The sequence below is a fragment of the Streptomyces sp. NPDC007162 genome, assembly GCF_040634175.1.
Taxonomy (GTDB): Bacteria; Actinomycetota; Actinomycetes; order Streptomycetales; family Streptomycetaceae; genus Streptomyces.
Genome location: NZ_JBEYFC010000049.1, coordinates 1 through 14,538, shown reverse-complemented (window position 1 = coordinate 14,538; position 14,538 = coordinate 1). Strand labels below are relative to the sequence as shown.

Genomic DNA, 14,538 nt, shown 5'->3' with positions numbered 1-14,538 from the left:
GGGCTGGGACGGGCCCGCTCAGAGGTCCCTCAGAGGTTCGCGCTGCACAGTTGGCGTCCTGACCGGAGAAAGGACGCCACTCATGACGACCGTGGACGAACGGCGCACGGCCCCGGCCGCGCCCGCCGTGGCCACGCGCCGCTCCCCCGCCGCCGCCGTGCTCACCGCGCTGTGGGCCGGGGCGGCGGCCGTGCTCGCGCTGTGGTGGTCCGACACCGGATCGATCGTCGGCGCCGCGGGCTGGCTGACCGGGGCCGGGCGGATGGCCGGACTGCTGTGCGGGTACGCCTGTGCGGTGCTGGTCGCCCTGATGGCCCGGGTGCCGCTGCTGGAGGTCCGGGTCGGGTCGGACCGGGTGGCCCGCTGGCACGCGATGGCCGGCCGGTACACGGTGTGCCTGCTGGTCGCGCATGTCGTGCTGATCCTCACCGGGTACGCGGCCCAGGACCACGCGCCGGTGGTCCGCGAGGCGGTCGACGTCGTCCTGCACTACCCGGAGATGCTCAAGGCGACCGCCGGCACGGCGATCCTCTTCGCGGTCGGCATCACCTCGGCGCGCGCGGTGCGCCGTCGTACCAGCTACGAGTTCTGGTACTACGTCCACCTGCTGACGTACGCGGCCGTCTTCCTCGCCTTCGGCCATCAGTTGGCGCTCGGCAACGACCTGAACGGCAAGCCGGTCGCCACCGCCTTCTGGTACGCGCTGTACCTGGGGGCCGCGGCCCTGGTGCTGTGGTTCCGGGTGCTGGCGCCGGTACGGCTCAACCTCCGGCACCGGCTGCGCGTGGAGTCCGTGCAGCAGGAGGCGCCCGGCGTGTACTCGGTCGTGATCCGAGGCCGGCGGATCGGCGAACTGGGCGCGCAGGCAGGGCAGTTCTTCCGCTGGCGCTTCTTCGGCGGCGACGGCATGGGCTGGACGTCGACGCCCTACTCGCTGTCCGCGCCGCCGCGCGGCGACCTGCTGCGGATCACCGTCAAGGCGCTCGGCGACCACAGCGCGGCCGTGCCGCTGCTGCGGCCCGGCACCAGGGTGTGGGCAGAGGGTCCGTACGGCTCCCTCACCGCCGACCGGGCCACCGGCCGGCGCTCCCTGCTGATCGCGGCCGGGGTCGGTGTCACCCCGCTGCGGGCGCTGTTCGAGACGCTGCCCGGCGAGGTCACCCTGCTGTACCGGGCCCGCACGGCGGAGGACCTGGCGCTGGGCGGCGAGCTGGAGGCGATCGCGCGGTGGCGCGGGGCCCGGGTGCTCTACGCCCTCAACGGTCCGCGGGGCGAACGTCCCGCCCTGACGCCGGAGGCGTTGCGCGCCTCCTTCCCCGGCCTCGCCGCGCACGACGTCTACATCTGCGGTCCGCACGGCTTCGCCCAGGAGATGTACGGCGCGCTGCGGGCCGCCGGGGTGCCCGACCGCCGTATCCACCACGAGTCCTTCGAGCTGTGAGGCCGCTGCCGTGCACGCACTGAACACGAACCGCCCCCTGCGCCGCGTCATGCTGGCGAGTGCCACGACCGTCTCCGGGATCGTGCTGCTGCTGGCGCTGAAGCCGCACACCAGCCCGACGGTGATCACCGACTCGGCGGCTCCGGCCCCGTCGAGCAGCGCGAGCGCCACACCAGGCACGAGCAGCGGTACCGGCTCCGGCTCCGGCTCCGGCTCCGGCAAGTCCGGGAGCACCGGCACCAGGACCGTCACCGGGGAGACCGTGCAGACCCGCTGGGGGCCCGTCCAGGTCCGGGTGACCGTCAAGAGCGGCAAGATCACCGATGTGACGGCCGTCCAGTACCCGCAGGACAACCCCCGCGACCAACAGATCAACAGCTACGCCCTGCCGCAGTTGCGCAGCGAGGCGCTGGCGGCGCAGAGCGCGAGCATCGACACCGTCTCCGGGGCCACCTACACCAGCACCGGCTACAAGCAGTCGCTGCAGTCCGCACTCGACTCCGCGGGACTCTGAACAATCAGGCGGTACCGCACGTACCTGTGGGCCAAGGGTCAATTCCCCACGGAGGAACCGTGACCACCACACTCGCAGGCGGACGTGCCGCCCGCCGCCAGACGATGCGCCGCATCCGCCCGCGCCGCTCCCCGGCCGTACCGCTGCTGCTCGCCGTGTGGGCGGGCGCCGCGGCCGTGCTCTGGCTGTGGTGGCACAACACCCCGTCCATCGCCGACACCAACGGCAAGATACTCAACGCGGGCCGCATCACAGGGCTGTTGGCCGGATATCTGATGGCACTGGTCGTGCTGCAGATGGCCCGGGTACCCGCGCTGGAGCGGCGGGTCGGCTCCGACCGCGTCGCCCGCTGGCACGCGATGAGCGGCCGGTACACGCTCTGCCTGGTCTTCGCGCACGTCTTCCTCATCATGTGGGGCTACGCGCTCCAGGCGGGCAAGACGCTGAACGACATCGTCCAGCAGACGATCGACTCCGTGAACCAGCTGCCCGACATGGGCAAGGCCGCCATCGGCACCGGTCTCTTCGTCGTCATCGGCCTGACCTCGATCGGCCCGGTCCGGCGCAGGCTGCCGTACGACACCTGGTACCACGTGCACGTGCTCACGTACGGCGCGGTGTTCCTGACGTTCTGGCACCAGATCACCACCGGCAACGACTTCGCCCTCACGCCGGCCGCCAAGACCTTCTGGTACGGCCTCTACGGCGCCGTCACCCTGCTGGTCGTCTGGTATCGGATCCTCACCCCGATCCGGCTCAACCTGCGTCATCGGATGCGGGTCGAGGCGGTCATCGAGGAGACGCCGGGCATCGTGTCGGTGCTGATCGGCGGGCGCAAGCTGCACCGGATGGGCGCGGAGGCCGGCCAGTTCTTCCGCTGGCGGTTCCTGGCGCCCGGGATGCGGTTCAGCTCGCACCCGTACTCCCTGTCGGCGGCCCCCCGCCCCGACATGTTGCGGATCACCGTCAAGGCGATCGGCGACCACAGCGCGCGGCTGCGCGAACTACGGCCCGGAACCAAGGTGTGGGCCGAAGGGCCGTACGGGGCGATGACCGCGTCCCGGCGCAGCCGCGGCAAGGTCCTGCTGGTGGCGGGCGGCGTCGGGATCACGCCCATGCGGGCGCTGTTCGAGACGCTGCCCGGCGCCGCCGGCGACCTGACCCTGCTCTACCGGGCCAACACCACCCAGGACCTGGCGCTCTGGGACGAACTCGCGAAGATCGCCGACGAGCGCGGGGCCAGGCTGATGTACGCGGTCAACAGCCCGGAGGGTGAGCGTCCCGACATCTCCGCGGAGAACCTCCAGCGGAAGATCCCGGACATCGACGACCACGACGTCTTCATGTGCGGCCCGCCCGGGTTCGCGCAGGGCGTGTACGAAGCACTGCGCGGCGCGGGGGTTCCCGCCCGCCGCATCCATCACGAGTCGTTCGAGATGTGAGCGACGGGACCACACGGGAATCCAGGGAATCGGGAGTTCGGGAACGATGAGGAAGAGTCACCCCATCAGGCGTGTGGTGCTGGCCACCGCGGCGACCGTGTCCGGTGTCGTGCTGCTGCTGTCGCTGAAGCCGTCGTCGGACCCGGCGGCCGCGTCCGCGGCGGGCGCGGCGCCGTCGGCCGCGGCGGCCGGGCAGGAGTCGCCGCAGGGCGGCACCGGGGCCGCCGGCGCCACGACGGTGGACGGGAACGCGACCCAGACGCAGTACGGGGTCGTGCAGGTCCGGCTGACCGTGGCCAACGGCAAGATCACCCAGGCCCAGGCGATCCAGGCGCCCAAGGGCGGCACCAGCGACCAGAAGACCGCGCTGTCGGTGCCGCAGCTCAACAAGGAGACGGTGGCGGCGCAGAGCGCAAACATCGACTCCGTGTCCGGGGCGACGTACACGAGCACCGGGTACAAGCAGTCGCTGCAGTCGGCGCTGGACAAGATGAAGGAGGCGGCCTCCTCGTCGTCCTCCTCCGGCTCTTCCTCGGGTTCTACGTCCGGGTCGTCGGGTTCTTCGTCCGGGTCGTCGGGGTCCTCTTCGTCGGGGTCCGCGCAGGCACAGGCCAAGACGGTGACCGGGCAGGTCGCGCAGACCCAGTACGGGGCCGTCCAGGTCCGGATCACCGTCGCGGGCGGGAAGATCACCCAGGCGGAGGCCGTCCAGGCCCCCAAGGGCGGTCTCAGCGACCAGAAGACGGCGCTGGCCGTGCCGCAGCTCAACAAGGAGGCGGTGGCGGCCGGCAACGCGAACATCGACTCCGTGTCCGGCGCCACCTACACCAGCACCGGCTACAAGCAGTCGCTGCAGTCGGCGCTGGACCAGGCAGGTGGCTGAGGCGGTGGCGGAGCCCGCGGAGGCTCCCGCCGCGGTGCGGCACGCGGAGGAGGTCATGGGGACCGTCTTCTCCTTCGACGTCCGCGGCGGGGATCCGGAAGCGGTACGGGCCGCCCTGGACGAGGCGGTGGCCGGGCTGCACCGGGTCGACGAGGTGTTCAGCACCTACCGCGACGGCAGCCAGGTGTCCCGGCTGGCGCGGGCGGAGATCGAGGTCGCGCAGTGCGATCCCGCGGTCGCCGAGGTGCTGGACCTGGCGGCCGAGGCGGAGCGGGTGAGCGACGGCTGGTTCAGCACGCGCTACCGGGGACGGCTCGATCCCACCGGCATCGTCAAGGGCTGGTCGGCGGAGCGGGCGGCACGGGCGCTCGCCCGGGTGGCCGGGGTGCGCGGCGTCAGCGTGAACGGCGGCGGCGACGTCCAGATGCTCGGCGCGCCGGAGCCCGCCCGGGCGTGGCGGGTGGGCATCGCGGATCCGCTGCGGCCCGGCGGGCTGGCGGCGGTCATCTCCGCGGCGGGCGTGACCGAGTTGTCGGTCGCGACCTCGGGCACGGCGGAGCGGGGCGCCCACATCGTCGATCCCCGGACGGGCAAGTCGGCGGTGACGGACCTGGTGGCGGTGACGGTGGTGGGTCCGCGGCTGACGTGGGTGGACTGCTGGGCCACGGCGGCGTTCGCGATGGGGTCGCGGGCCGGGCTGGCCTTCCTGGAGTCGCTGCCGGACGTGGAGGGGTTGCTGATCACGGCCGGTGACGAGGTGCGGTGCACCGGGGGACTCGCGGCGCGGCTCGGCTGAGACGACCGAGGCAGAATCGCGAGCTTTTTTCACTTTTATCCCGCTTTCCGCCATCCATATCCCCTCCTCCCCCGTATCCCCTATGAAGCAAGTTTCGGGAGGAACACCATGGCCATCTTCAGCAATCTGTTGCCTGCGATGCACCGCGACCACGGCCACGGCTCGTCCGGCCACGGCGACGAACACGGCGACTTCGGCGGCGACCGGCACGGCGACCGGCACGGCGACGAACACGGCGACTTCGGCGGCGACCGCCACGGCGGCGGCGACCGCCACGGCCACGACGGCTACTGACCGCAGAGGGAAGGGTGAGCGGACCGGCTACCGGGGCAGCCGGTCCGCGTCGCCGCCTGCTCACGAGGAACTCCCGCCATGGCGCATGTCCTGCGGCGTCTGCTGTCGCCCGCCGTCCCCGTCGAGGACGTGGTCGCGGCCGCGCCCCCGGTGTCCCCGCGCGAGGTGTTCCGGCGGTTCTGGCCGTACACCCGCGGCGGCCGCCGCTGGCTGGTGCCCGTCGTCCTGCTGAGCCTGACCGCTCCCGCCGTCGACGCGGCCGAACTCTGGCTCTTCAAGCTCGTCATCGACGACGTGCTCGTCCCCCGCGACCTGCGGCCCTTCCTGTGGATCGCACCGGCCTTCCTCGCTCTCGTCATCTGCTCCGGCACGCTCGGCTTCGCCGACGACGTGACCTCCACCTGGGTCGGCGAACGCTTCCTGCTCGCGCTGCGCTCCGACGTCTTCCGGCATGTCCAGGGGCTGTCGCTCGGTTTCTTCGAGCGCCGGCGGCTCGGCGACGTGCTGTCCCGGGTCACCGGTGACGTCGACGCGGTGGAGACGTTCCTGCTCTCGGGTGTCGCCGACGCCCTGTACTACGTGATCCGGCTCGCCGTCTTCGTCGGTCTGCTGTTCTACCTGCGCTGGGACCTGACCCTGCTCTCGCTCGCCGTGGTGCCGCTCTTCTGGGGCTGCGCCCGGCACTTCTCCCGGCTCATCAAGGACGCGTCACGGGAACGCAGACGGCGCTCGGGCTCGCTCAGCGCGGTCGCCGAGGAGTCCCTGGGCAACGTCGTGCTCGTGCAGGCGTACAACCGGCAGGGCTGGGAGGCGCGCCGGTTCGAGCAGGAGAGCGTCGGCAGGTTCCGGGCGGCGATGGCCTCGGCGCGGATCCGCGCCGTCTACCGGCCCGTGGTGGAGATCATCGAGGTGTCGGGCGGCCTCGTGGTGCTGGGTCTCGGCACCTGGAAACTGGCTCAGGGCCAGCTCACGCTCGGCGGGCTGCTGGTGTTCCTCGCCCTGATCGGCAAGCTCTACGGCCCGGTCCACGGCCTGTCCGGACTCGGCACCACCTTCTACGCGGCCTCCGCCTCGGCGGAACGGATCATCGAACTCCTCGACCAGCGGCCCCAGGTGGCCGAGGCGCCGCACCCCCGGCGGATCCGGCGGGCGCGCGGCGCCGTCGAGTTCGACGGCGTGTGGTTCCGCTATCCCGGTACCGCGGCCCACGCGCTGACGGACGTGTCCTTCCGGGTGGCGCCCGGCGAGACGCTGGCGCTGGTCGGGGCGAGCGGGGCGGGCAAGTCCACGGTCGCGAAGCTCCAGTTGCGGTTCTACGACCCCGACCGGGGCGCGGTCCGCCTCGACGGCACCGACCTGCGCGAGCTGAGCCTCGCCGACGTGCGGGAGAGCGTGGCGGTGGTGCTCCAGGAGACGCTCGTCTTCCACGGCACCGTGCGGGAGAACATCGCCTACGGCAGGCCCACGGCCACCGAGGCGGAGATCGTCGCGGCGGCCCGGGCGGCGGACGCGCACGAGTTCGTCCAGCGGCTCCCGGAGGGCTACGACACCCTCGTCGGCCAGCGCGGCCGGACGCTCTCCGGGGGCCAGTGCCAGCGGCTGGCGATCGCCCGGGCGATGATCCGCAACGCTCCGGTGCTGCTGCTGGACGAACCGACCGCGGGGCTGGACGCCGGGTCGGGCCGGCGGATCATGGAGCCGCTGCGGCGGCTGATGGCCGGGCGGACGACCGTGGTCATCTCCCACAACCTGCTGACCGTCCGCGACGCCACCCGGATCGTGGTGCTCGACCACGGCCGGGTCGTGGAGGACGGTGCGCACGCGGAGCTGCTCGGGCGCGAGGGGCCGTACGCCCGGCTGCACCGGCTGCACGCGGGAGCGGTGCTGTCATGAGTCTCGCGGGCGGCGTCCCGCCGCTGGCGCCGGGCACCGAACCGGTCCCCGGGTACGAGGTGCTGGCCCATCTCACGCGGACCGGGTGGCTGGACGTCCACGACGCCTGGAGCACGGAGCGGTACTGCCGGTGCGTGATCAAGGTGGTGCGTCCCGACCGGCGGGGCGAGCGGGGGCTGGGGGCGCGGCTGCTGCGGGAGGGCCGCCGGCTGCGGGGCCTCAGCCATCCGCATCTCGTCCGCGGCTACGACGTCTTCGGCTCCCCCGAGCCGCTCGTCGTCCTGGAGACGCTGACCGGTGAGACGCTCTCCCATCTGCTGCACCGGCTGCGGCGGCGGCCGTCCGCCACCGACGTGGCGCTGCTCGGGGTGCAGTTGTGCTCGGCGGTGCACTATCTGCACGGGCGGGGCCTGCTGCACCTGGATCTCAAGCCGTCCAACGTGGTGGTGGAGCGTGGTCACGTCAAGGTGCTCGACCTGAGCGTGGCCCGGCGCCCCGGGCCCGCCCCCGCGGGTCTCGGCACCCGCGGCTACCGCGCTCCCGAACAGACCCGCGTCGGGACCCTGACGCCCGCCGCCGACGTGTGGGGCATCGGCGTCGTCCTCTTCGAGGCGGCGTGCGGAGCCGGTCCGTGGGAGCCCGGCGGGAGCGGGCCGCAGTACCCGGCGCGGCCGGCGCCGGTCTCCTCCCTTCGGCGGCTGCCCCGCGCCCTCGCGTCGGCCGTCGACGGCTGTCTGCGGGTGGATCCCACGCGCCGTCCCGGGGTCGCCGAGCTGGCCGCCGAGCTGGAGGCGGCCCTGCCGTCCCCGGTCCGCGGCCGGTGAGTCACGTCAGCGGTGTCACCACTTTGCCCTGCTGCAGCCGGGCGGTGGCGAGGACGGTCCCGTCGGCGGAGGTCAGGCGGGCACCGGAGTACCTGGTGAGGTCGACGGGTACCGCCACGCCCCAGTCGGCGCGTCCGTGGCGCAGCGGGAAGTCGCCGACCCGGGTGGTCGTACCGTCGGCGCGGGCGAGGAGGCAGGTGACACGGCCGGTGCCCGGGGTGCCTCCGAGGGCGACGGACACGAACATCCAGGCGGGGCTGCCGGGATGGGCGTAGACCTCACCGACCGGCTGCCCGCCGCCGACGGGGATCATGTCCCCGACCAGAACGGGTTCGGACTCGACGGCGGCCGGTGGCGTGGCGGTGGCCTCCTCGACGACGGTGCCGATCCCCCAGCCGGCGAACCCGACCGCGACGGCGAGGGCGGCGGCGGCCGTGGCCAGCCGCAGCCGGGCCCGGCGGGCGCGGCCGCGCAGGCGCTGGGGGGCGTGCCGCTGCCCTTCCGGGCCCGTCGCCATCTCGGTGAGGCTGCGCGCCACCCGGGTCTCGAAGCCGGACGGTGGCTCGCTCTCCGGCAGCAGGCCGATCAGCCGGTCGCCGATCCCGGTCAGCCGGCGAACGTGTTCCCGGCAGTCCGCGCACCCGTCGAGATGGGCGAGGGCCTCGGCCCGCTCGCGGCCGGGCAGCACGCCCAGGGCCAGCTCGGCACCGGCCTCCCGCAGCTTCTCGCAGGGTGCGTCACCGGTCATCGCCGCCTCCCTCCGGAGCCGTGAGTGCGGTGCGGAGCCTCGCCATCGCCGTCCTGATCCGGGTCTTGGCGGTGCCCAGCGGGATCTGCTCCGCGTCGGCGACCTGCTGGGCCGTCATTCCGTAGATGCCTGCCATCATCAGGGCCCTGGCCTGTTCCCTGGGCAGTCGGCCGAGGGCGGCCCGCAGCTGGGTGGAGGCCTCGTCGGCCAGCGCCCACCGTTCGGGGGTCTCGGTGACGGCCTCCAGGAGGGGGTCGAGGTCCTCGGGTGCCATCGGCTCCGTCCGGCGGGCCCGGACGGCGTCGACGGCGAGGTTGTGCGCGATGGTCGTCAGCCAGGTGGTGACCGAACCACGGCGCGGGTCGTAGATCTGGGCGTGCCGCCAGGCACGCTCGAAGGTCTGCTGGGCGATGTCCTCGGCGAGCTGCTGGTCCCCGGTGACGGCCATGGCGACGCCGAAGACCCGCTGCTGGAACCTCCGTACGAAGATCACCGCGAGCTCCGGGTCACCGGTCGCCAGCCCGGACAGCAGAGCCTCGTCCGGGAGGCGGCCGACGGGGAACCGGAAGCCCGTCACACCTCTGTATACGTTGGACGGCCGCCAAGGGATTGCCCGCCCGCCCGACCGCTCGCCGCGGAAGATCACATATTCATTCTCCGTCGGCGGGCCGGGGCCCGCACGCGGGTCAGTGGCCGTTCTGGGCCAGGCGCAGCAGATGGTCCGCGAGGGCCTGGCCGCCGGTCGGCCCGCGGCTGATGAGCAGCAGGGTGTCGTCGCCCGCGATCGTCCCCAGGATGTCGTGCAGTTCGGCCTGGTCGATCGCCGAGGCGAGGAACTGGGCCGCGCCGGGCGGGGTGCGCAGGACGACCAGGTTCGCGGACGCCTCGGCGGAGATCAGCAGTTCCTGGGAGAGGCGGCGCATCCGCTCCTCCTTGGCCGACTCCCCCAGCGGGGCGCGGGGAGTGCGGAAGCCGCCCTCGCTGGGTACCGCGTAGATGAGCTCGCCGTCGGTGTTGCGGATCTTGACCGCGTTCAGCTCGTCGAGGTCCCGGGAGAGTGTCGCCTGGGTGACCGTGAGCCCGTCGTCGGCCAGCAGCTTGGCGAGCTGGCTCTGCGAGCGCACCGGCAGCCGGTTGAGGATGTCCACGATCCGGCGGTGCCGGGCGGTCCGGGTCTGCGGCACCGCGGCCCCCGTGCCGCCCGACTGGTCGAACTCCTGCGCCTGGCTCATCGTCGTCTCATTCTCCGGATCGTCCGTCCCCGCTCGCTGCGTCGAGGATGCCGGGCAGGGCCCCGAGCAGCGCGTCCGCCTCGGCGTCGCGGAGGTTCAGCGGCGGCATCAGCCGTACGACGTCGGGAGCGGGCGCGTTCACCAGGAACCCGGCCTCCTGAGCCGCCTGCTGCACCTGCGCTGCGCGCGGCTCGGTGAGCACGATACCCAGGAGGAGACCCGCCCCCCGGACATAATCGATCAACCCGTGGCCGAGACCCTCGATTCCGTCCCGCAACCTGCCGCTCTGCCGCTTGACGTTCTCCAGCAGCCCCTCGTTCTCGATGGTGTCGAGGACGGCGAGCCCGGCGGCGCAGGCGACCGGGTTGCCGCCGAAGGTGGTGCCGTGGTGGCCGGGCTTGAGCAGGTCGGCGGCGCGGCCGAAGGCCACGGTGGCGCCGAGCGGCAGCCCGCCGCCGAGCTGCTTGGCGAGGGTGACGACGTCGGGCAGCACGCCCTCGTGGGCCTGGTACTCGAACCAGGTGCCGGTGCGGCCGATGCCGGTCTGCACCTCGTCGAGGACGAGCAGGGCGCCGGTGGCGGCGGTGATGGCGCGGGCGGCCTTCAGATAGCCGGCCGGGGGGACGACCACGCCGTTCTCGCCCTGGACGGGCTCGATGACGACGAGGGCGGTCTCCTCGGTGACCGCGGCGGCCAGCGCCTGCGCGTCGCCGTAGGGCACGTGGGTGACGTCGGCGGGCAGCGGGCGGAACGGGTCCTGCTTGGCGGGCTGCCCGGTGAGCGCGAGGGCGCCCATGGTCCGGCCGTGGAAACCGCCGTCGGTGGCGACCATGTGGGTCCGCCCGGTCAGCCGGCCGATCTTGAAGGCGGCCTCGTTGGCCTCGGCGCCGGAGTTGCAGAAGAAGACCCGGCCGTCCCGGCCGAAAAGCTGGAGGAGCCGCTCGGCGAGGGTCACGGTGGGCTCGGCCATGAAGAAGTTGGAGATGTGGCCGAGGGACGCGACCTGCTTGCTGACGGCCTCGACGATCGCGGGGTGGGCGTGGCCGAGCGCGTTGGTGGCGATGCCGCCGACGAAGTCGAGGTACTCGCGGCCCTCGGTGTCCCAGACCTTGACGCCCGCGCCGCGCACCAGGGGCAGCCGCGGGGTGCCGTAGTTGTTCATGAGCGCACCCTGCCAGCGCGAGGTCAGTTCCTGGTTGCTCATGACTCCCCCTCCGCGTCCGGCACGACCATCGTGCCGATGCCTTCGTCCGTGAAGATCTCCAGCAGGATCGAGTGCTGGACCCGGCCGTCGATGACGCGGGCGGTGGTCACGCCGTTGCGTACGGCGTGCAGGCAGCCCTCCATCTTCGGCACCATGCCGGAGCTCAGGTCCGGCAGCAGCTTCTCCAGTTGGGAAGCGGTGAGGCGGCTGATCACCTCGTCGGAGTTCGGCCAGTCCTCGTAGAGGCCCTCGACGTCGGTGAGGACCATGAGGGTTTCGGCGCCCAGAGCAGCAGCGAGTGCCGCAGCCGCCGTATCAGCATTGACGTTGTAGACATGCCCGTCGTCCTGGGAGCGGGCGATGGAGGAGACGACCGGGATCCGGCCGTCGGCGAGCAGTGCCTCGATCGCGCCCGTGTCGATCGCGGTGATCTCGCCGACCCGCCCGATGTCGACGCGTTCGCCGTCGATCTCGGGGGTGTGCTTGGTGGCGGTGATGGTGTGGGCGTCCTCGCCGGTCAGTCCGACGGCGAGCGGCCCGTGCTGGTTGAGCAGGTTCACCAGCTCGCGCTGGACCTGCCCGGCGAGCACCATCCGTACGACGTCCATGGCGTCCTCGGTGGTGACCCGGAGTCCGGCTCTGAACTCGCTGACGATGCCGTGCCTGTCGAGGGCGGCGCTGATCTGCGGGCCGCCGCCGTGCACGACGACCGGCCTGAGGCCGGCGTGGTGCAGGAAGACGACGTCCTGGGCGAAGGCGGCCTTCAGGTCCTCGTCGATCATGGCGTTGCCGCCGAACTTGATCACGACGGTCCTGCCGTTGTGCCGGACCAGCCAGGGCAGCGCCTCGATGAGGATCTGCGCCTTGGGCAGCGCGGTGTGCTTACGCGTGGTGCTCATGACGAATAGGCGCTGTTCTCGTGGACGTAGTCGGCGGTCAGGTCGTTGGTCCAGATGGTGGCGGTCTCGGAGCCGGCGGCGAGGTCGGCGACGATGTGCACCTCGCGGTAGCGCATGTCGACCTTCTCGCGGTCCTCGCCGACCCCGCCGTTCTTGCAGACCCAGACGCCGTTGATGGCGACGTTGAGCCGGTCCGGGTCGAAGGCGGCCCGGGTGGTGCCGATCGCGGAGAGGACGCGGCCCCAGTTGGGGTCCTCGCCGTGGATGGCGCACTTGAGGAGGTTGTTGCGGGCGATGGACCGGCCCACCTCGACGGCGTCGTCCTCGGAGGCGGCGTTGACCACTTCCACCTTGATGTCCTTGCTGGCGCCCTCGGCGTCCCGGATCAGCTGCTGCCCGAGGTCGTCGCAGACGGCGCGGACGGCCTCGGCGAACTCGTCGTACTCCGGGGTGACGCCGGCCGCACCGGAGGCGAGCAGCAGCACGGTGTCGTTGGTGGACATGCAGCCGTCGGAGTCGACGCGGTCGAAGGTCGTCCGCGTCGCGGCCCGCAGCGCCTTGTCGAGGACCTCGTTCTCGACGGCCGCGTCCGTGGTGAGGACGACCAGCATGGTGGCGAGGCCGGGGGCGAGCATGCCGGCGCCCTTGGCCATCCCGCCGACGGTCCAGCCCTCCTTGCTGACCACGGACGTCTTGTGCACGGTGTCGGTGGTCTTGATGGCGATGGCGGCCTTCTCGCCGCCGTGCTCGGAGAGCTGGGCGGCGGCGGACTCGACGCCCGGGAGCAGCTTGTCCATGGGCAGCAGCACGCCGATCAGACCGGTCGAGCAGACCGCGACCTCGATGGCACCGCGCCCCAGCACCTCGGCGGCCTTCTCGGCGGTCGCGTGGGTGTCCTGGAAGCCCTTGGGGCCGGTGCAGGCGTTGGCGCCGCCGGAGTTGAGGACGACGGCCGACACCTGGCCGCTCTTGAGCACCTGCTCGGACCACAGCACCGGCGCGGCCTTCACGCGGTTGGAGGTGAAGACGCCCGCGGCGGCACGGCGCGGCCCGTTGTTGACCACGAGGGCCAGGTCCGGGTTGCCGTTCTGCTTGATCCCGGCGGCGATGCCCGCGGCCGTGAATCCCTTCGCTGCCGTCACGCTCACGGCGCAACTCCGATCGTGGTCAGCCCGGTGGTCTCGGCGAGACCCAGGGCGAGGTTCATGCTCTGGACGGCACCGCCGGCGGTGCCCTTGGTCAGGTTGTCGATGGCGCTGATCGCGATGATGCGGCCCACCGCCTCGTCGTACGCGACCTGTACCTGAACGGCGTTGGAACCGTGGACGGACGCCGTGGCGGGCCACTGGCCCTCGGGGAGCAGGTGGACGAAGGGCTCGTCGGCGTAGGCCTTCTCGTAGGCGGCCCGCACGGACTCGGCGGTCACTCCGTCCCTCGCCGCGGCCGTGCACGTGGCGAGGATCCCGCGCGGCATCGGTGCGAGCGTCGGGGTGAAGGAGACGGCGACCCGCTCCCCGGCCGCCGCGCTGAGGTTCTGGATCACCTCGGGGGTGTGCCGGTGGCCGCCGCCGACGCCGTACGGCGTCATCGAACCCATGACCTCGCTGCCCAGCAGGTGCGGCTTGGGCGCCTTGCCCGCGCCGGAGGTGCCGGACGCGGCGACGATCACCGCCTCGGGCTCGGCGAGCTGGGCCGCGTAGGCCGGGTACAGGGCGAGGGAGACGGCGGTGGGGTAGCAACCGGGTACCGCGATGCGCTTGGACCCCTCCAGCGCGGCGCGGGCACCCGGCAGTTCGGGGAGCCCGTAGGGCCAGGTACCGGCGTGCGGGGAGCCGTAGAAGCGCTCCCAGTCGGCCGGGTCCTTCAGGCGGAAGTCGGCGCCCATGTCGACGACGAGGACGTCCGGGCCGAGCTGCTCGGCGACGGCGGCGGACTGGCCGTGCGGGAGCGCGAGGAAGACGACGTCGTGCCCGGCGAGCGCCTCGGGGGTCGTCTCCGCGAGCACCCGGCCGGCCAACGGCAGCAGGTGCGGCTGGAGCGCGCCCAGACGCTGACCCGCGTTGGAGTTGCCCGTCAGGGTGCCGATCTCGACCTCGGGGTGCGCGAGGAGCAGCCGCAGGACCTCTCCGCCCGCGTACCCGCTCGCTCCGGCCACCGCCGCACGTACCACCATGTCCATCCTCCTCTGGATGGCATGACTATACGGTTCTCTGCACGTTTATGCAACAGTCCGCAGGACTATGCGGCCTCCACCTTCGGCAGCATCACCCACCGCGACACCACGAAGGTGACCGGAATGGCAGCCGCCGACGCCATCAGCGGCGCGAACTCGCTCCCCACGTGGAGTACGTCGACGATCACGTACACC

15 protein-coding genes and 1 pseudogene are annotated in these 14,538 nt (G+C 72.4%); 8 read left to right on the top strand and 8 right to left on the bottom strand.

The window, feature by feature from the left end; translation table 11 throughout:
- Positions 1-82: 82 nt before the first annotated feature.
- The 8 genes from ABZ646_RS08740 (at position 83) to ABZ646_RS08705 (ending at position 8,087) form a co-directional block, all read left to right on the top strand.
- On the top strand, positions 83-1,441 hold the full coding sequence (locus tag ABZ646_RS08740) for a ferric reductase-like transmembrane domain-containing protein (RefSeq protein ID WP_360514664.1): 1,359 nt from the start codon (positions 83-85) through the stop codon (positions 1,439-1,441).
- A gap of 10 nt (positions 1,442-1,451) precedes the next feature.
- Positions 1,452-1,955: an FMN-binding protein gene (locus ABZ646_RS08735; RefSeq protein ID WP_360514661.1), complete on the top strand. Its 504-nt coding sequence runs from the start codon at positions 1,452-1,454 to the stop codon at positions 1,953-1,955.
- Positions 1,956-2,014: 59 nt separating this feature from the next.
- Positions 2,015-3,397: a ferredoxin reductase family protein gene (locus ABZ646_RS08730; protein WP_360514658.1), complete on the top strand. Its 1,383-nt coding sequence runs from the start codon at positions 2,015-2,017 to the stop codon at positions 3,395-3,397.
- Positions 3,398-3,443: 46 nt separating this feature from the next.
- On the top strand, positions 3,444-4,280 hold the full coding sequence (locus tag ABZ646_RS08725; RefSeq protein ID WP_360514655.1) for an FMN-binding protein: 837 nt from the start codon (positions 3,444-3,446) through the stop codon (positions 4,278-4,280).
- 55 nt (positions 4,281-4,335) lie between these two features.
- Positions 4,336-5,076, top strand: coding sequence for an FAD:protein FMN transferase (locus ABZ646_RS08720; protein ID WP_360514701.1), 741 nt, complete (start codon positions 4,336-4,338; stop codon positions 5,074-5,076).
- Between the two features lie 108 nt (positions 5,077-5,184).
- Positions 5,185-5,370, top strand: coding sequence for a hypothetical protein (locus ABZ646_RS08715; RefSeq protein ID WP_360514652.1), 186 nt, complete (start codon positions 5,185-5,187; stop codon positions 5,368-5,370).
- Between the two features lie 78 nt (positions 5,371-5,448).
- Positions 5,449-7,263, top strand: a complete 1,815-nt coding sequence (locus tag ABZ646_RS08710) for an ABC transporter ATP-binding protein (RefSeq protein ID WP_360514650.1) — start codon at positions 5,449-5,451, stop codon at positions 7,261-7,263.
- Positions 7,260-8,087 (top strand): serine/threonine-protein kinase, encoded by an 828-nt coding sequence (locus ABZ646_RS08705; RefSeq protein WP_360514647.1) that lies wholly within the window; start codon positions 7,260-7,262, stop codon positions 8,085-8,087. Before ABZ646_RS08710 ends, ABZ646_RS08705 begins: the two co-directional genes overlap by 4 nt.
- A 1-nt stretch (position 8,088) precedes the next feature.
- Here the strand turns inward: ABZ646_RS08705 and ABZ646_RS08700 are convergent, their stop codons facing one another.
- The 8 genes and pseudogenes from ABZ646_RS08700 to ABZ646_RS08665 all read right to left on the bottom strand — a co-directional run.
- Positions 8,089-8,835: a zf-HC2 domain-containing protein gene (locus tag ABZ646_RS08700; RefSeq protein ID WP_360514644.1), complete on the bottom strand. Its 747-nt coding sequence runs from the start codon at positions 8,833-8,835 to the stop codon at positions 8,089-8,091.
- Positions 8,825-9,412, bottom strand: a complete 588-nt coding sequence (locus ABZ646_RS08695) for an RNA polymerase sigma factor (RefSeq protein ID WP_360514641.1) — start codon at positions 9,410-9,412, stop codon at positions 8,825-8,827. Before ABZ646_RS08695 ends, ABZ646_RS08700 begins: the two co-directional genes overlap by 11 nt.
- A gap of 109 nt (positions 9,413-9,521) precedes the next feature.
- Complete coding sequence (locus ABZ646_RS08690; protein WP_360514638.1) at positions 9,522-10,067, bottom strand: arginine repressor; 546 nt, start codon at positions 10,065-10,067, stop codon at positions 9,522-9,524.
- A 7-nt stretch (positions 10,068-10,074) separates the two neighbouring features.
- A complete protein-coding gene (locus ABZ646_RS08685; protein WP_360514635.1) occupies positions 10,075-11,271 on the bottom strand; it encodes an acetylornithine transaminase in 1,197 nt (398 codons plus the stop codon).
- Complete coding sequence (gene argB / locus ABZ646_RS08680) at positions 11,268-12,170, bottom strand: acetylglutamate kinase (RefSeq protein ID WP_360514632.1); 903 nt, start codon at positions 12,168-12,170, stop codon at positions 11,268-11,270. The genes ABZ646_RS08685 and argB overlap by 4 nt, the downstream gene beginning before the upstream one ends.
- The gene (argJ, locus tag ABZ646_RS08675) at positions 12,167-13,318 is read right to left on the bottom strand and encodes a bifunctional glutamate N-acetyltransferase/amino-acid acetyltransferase ArgJ (RefSeq protein WP_360514629.1); all 1,152 of its coding nucleotides are present in this window, start codon (positions 13,316-13,318) and stop codon (positions 12,167-12,169) included. The genes argB and argJ overlap by 4 nt, the downstream gene beginning before the upstream one ends.
- Positions 13,315-14,343, bottom strand: coding sequence for an N-acetyl-gamma-glutamyl-phosphate reductase (gene argC, locus ABZ646_RS08670; protein WP_360514626.1), 1,029 nt, complete (start codon positions 14,341-14,343; stop codon positions 13,315-13,317). The genes argJ and argC overlap by 4 nt, the downstream gene beginning before the upstream one ends.
- 65 nt (positions 14,344-14,408) lie before the next feature.
- A pseudogene (locus ABZ646_RS08665) lies at positions 14,409-14,538 on the bottom strand (GtrA family protein); the annotation flags it as partial.

What these genes read in the sequence shown, in the direction of transcription:
- ABZ646_RS08740 (WP_360514664.1), top strand. Translation starts at nt 83, where the DNA reads ATGACGACCGTGGACGAACGGCGCACGGCCCCGGCCGCGCCCGCCGTG.
- ABZ646_RS08690 (WP_360514638.1), bottom strand. Translation starts at nt 10,067, where the DNA reads ATGAGCCAGGCGCAGGAGTTCGACCAGTCGGGCGGCACGGGGGCCGCG.
- ABZ646_RS08710 (WP_360514650.1), top strand. Translation starts at nt 5,449, where the DNA reads ATGGCGCATGTCCTGCGGCGTCTGCTGTCGCCCGCCGTCCCCGTCGAG.
- ABZ646_RS08705 (WP_360514647.1), top strand. Translation starts at nt 7,260, where the DNA reads ATGAGTCTCGCGGGCGGCGTCCCGCCGCTGGCGCCGGGCACCGAACCG.
- argB (WP_360514632.1), bottom strand. Translation starts at nt 12,170, where the DNA reads ATGAGCACCACGCGTAAGCACACCGCGCTGCCCAAGGCGCAGATCCTC.
- ABZ646_RS08725 (WP_360514655.1), top strand. Translation starts at nt 3,444, where the DNA reads ATGAGGAAGAGTCACCCCATCAGGCGTGTGGTGCTGGCCACCGCGGCG.
- ABZ646_RS08700 (WP_360514644.1), bottom strand. Translation starts at nt 8,835, where the DNA reads ATGACCGGTGACGCACCCTGCGAGAAGCTGCGGGAGGCCGGTGCCGAG.
- ABZ646_RS08715 (WP_360514652.1), top strand. Translation starts at nt 5,185, where the DNA reads ATGGCCATCTTCAGCAATCTGTTGCCTGCGATGCACCGCGACCACGGC.
- ABZ646_RS08685 (WP_360514635.1), bottom strand. Translation starts at nt 11,271, where the DNA reads ATGAGCAACCAGGAACTGACCTCGCGCTGGCAGGGTGCGCTCATGAAC.
- argC (WP_360514626.1), bottom strand. Translation starts at nt 14,343, where the DNA reads ATGGTGGTACGTGCGGCGGTGGCCGGAGCGAGCGGGTACGCGGGCGGA.
- ABZ646_RS08720 (WP_360514701.1), top strand. Translation starts at nt 4,336, where the DNA reads ATGGGGACCGTCTTCTCCTTCGACGTCCGCGGCGGGGATCCGGAAGCG.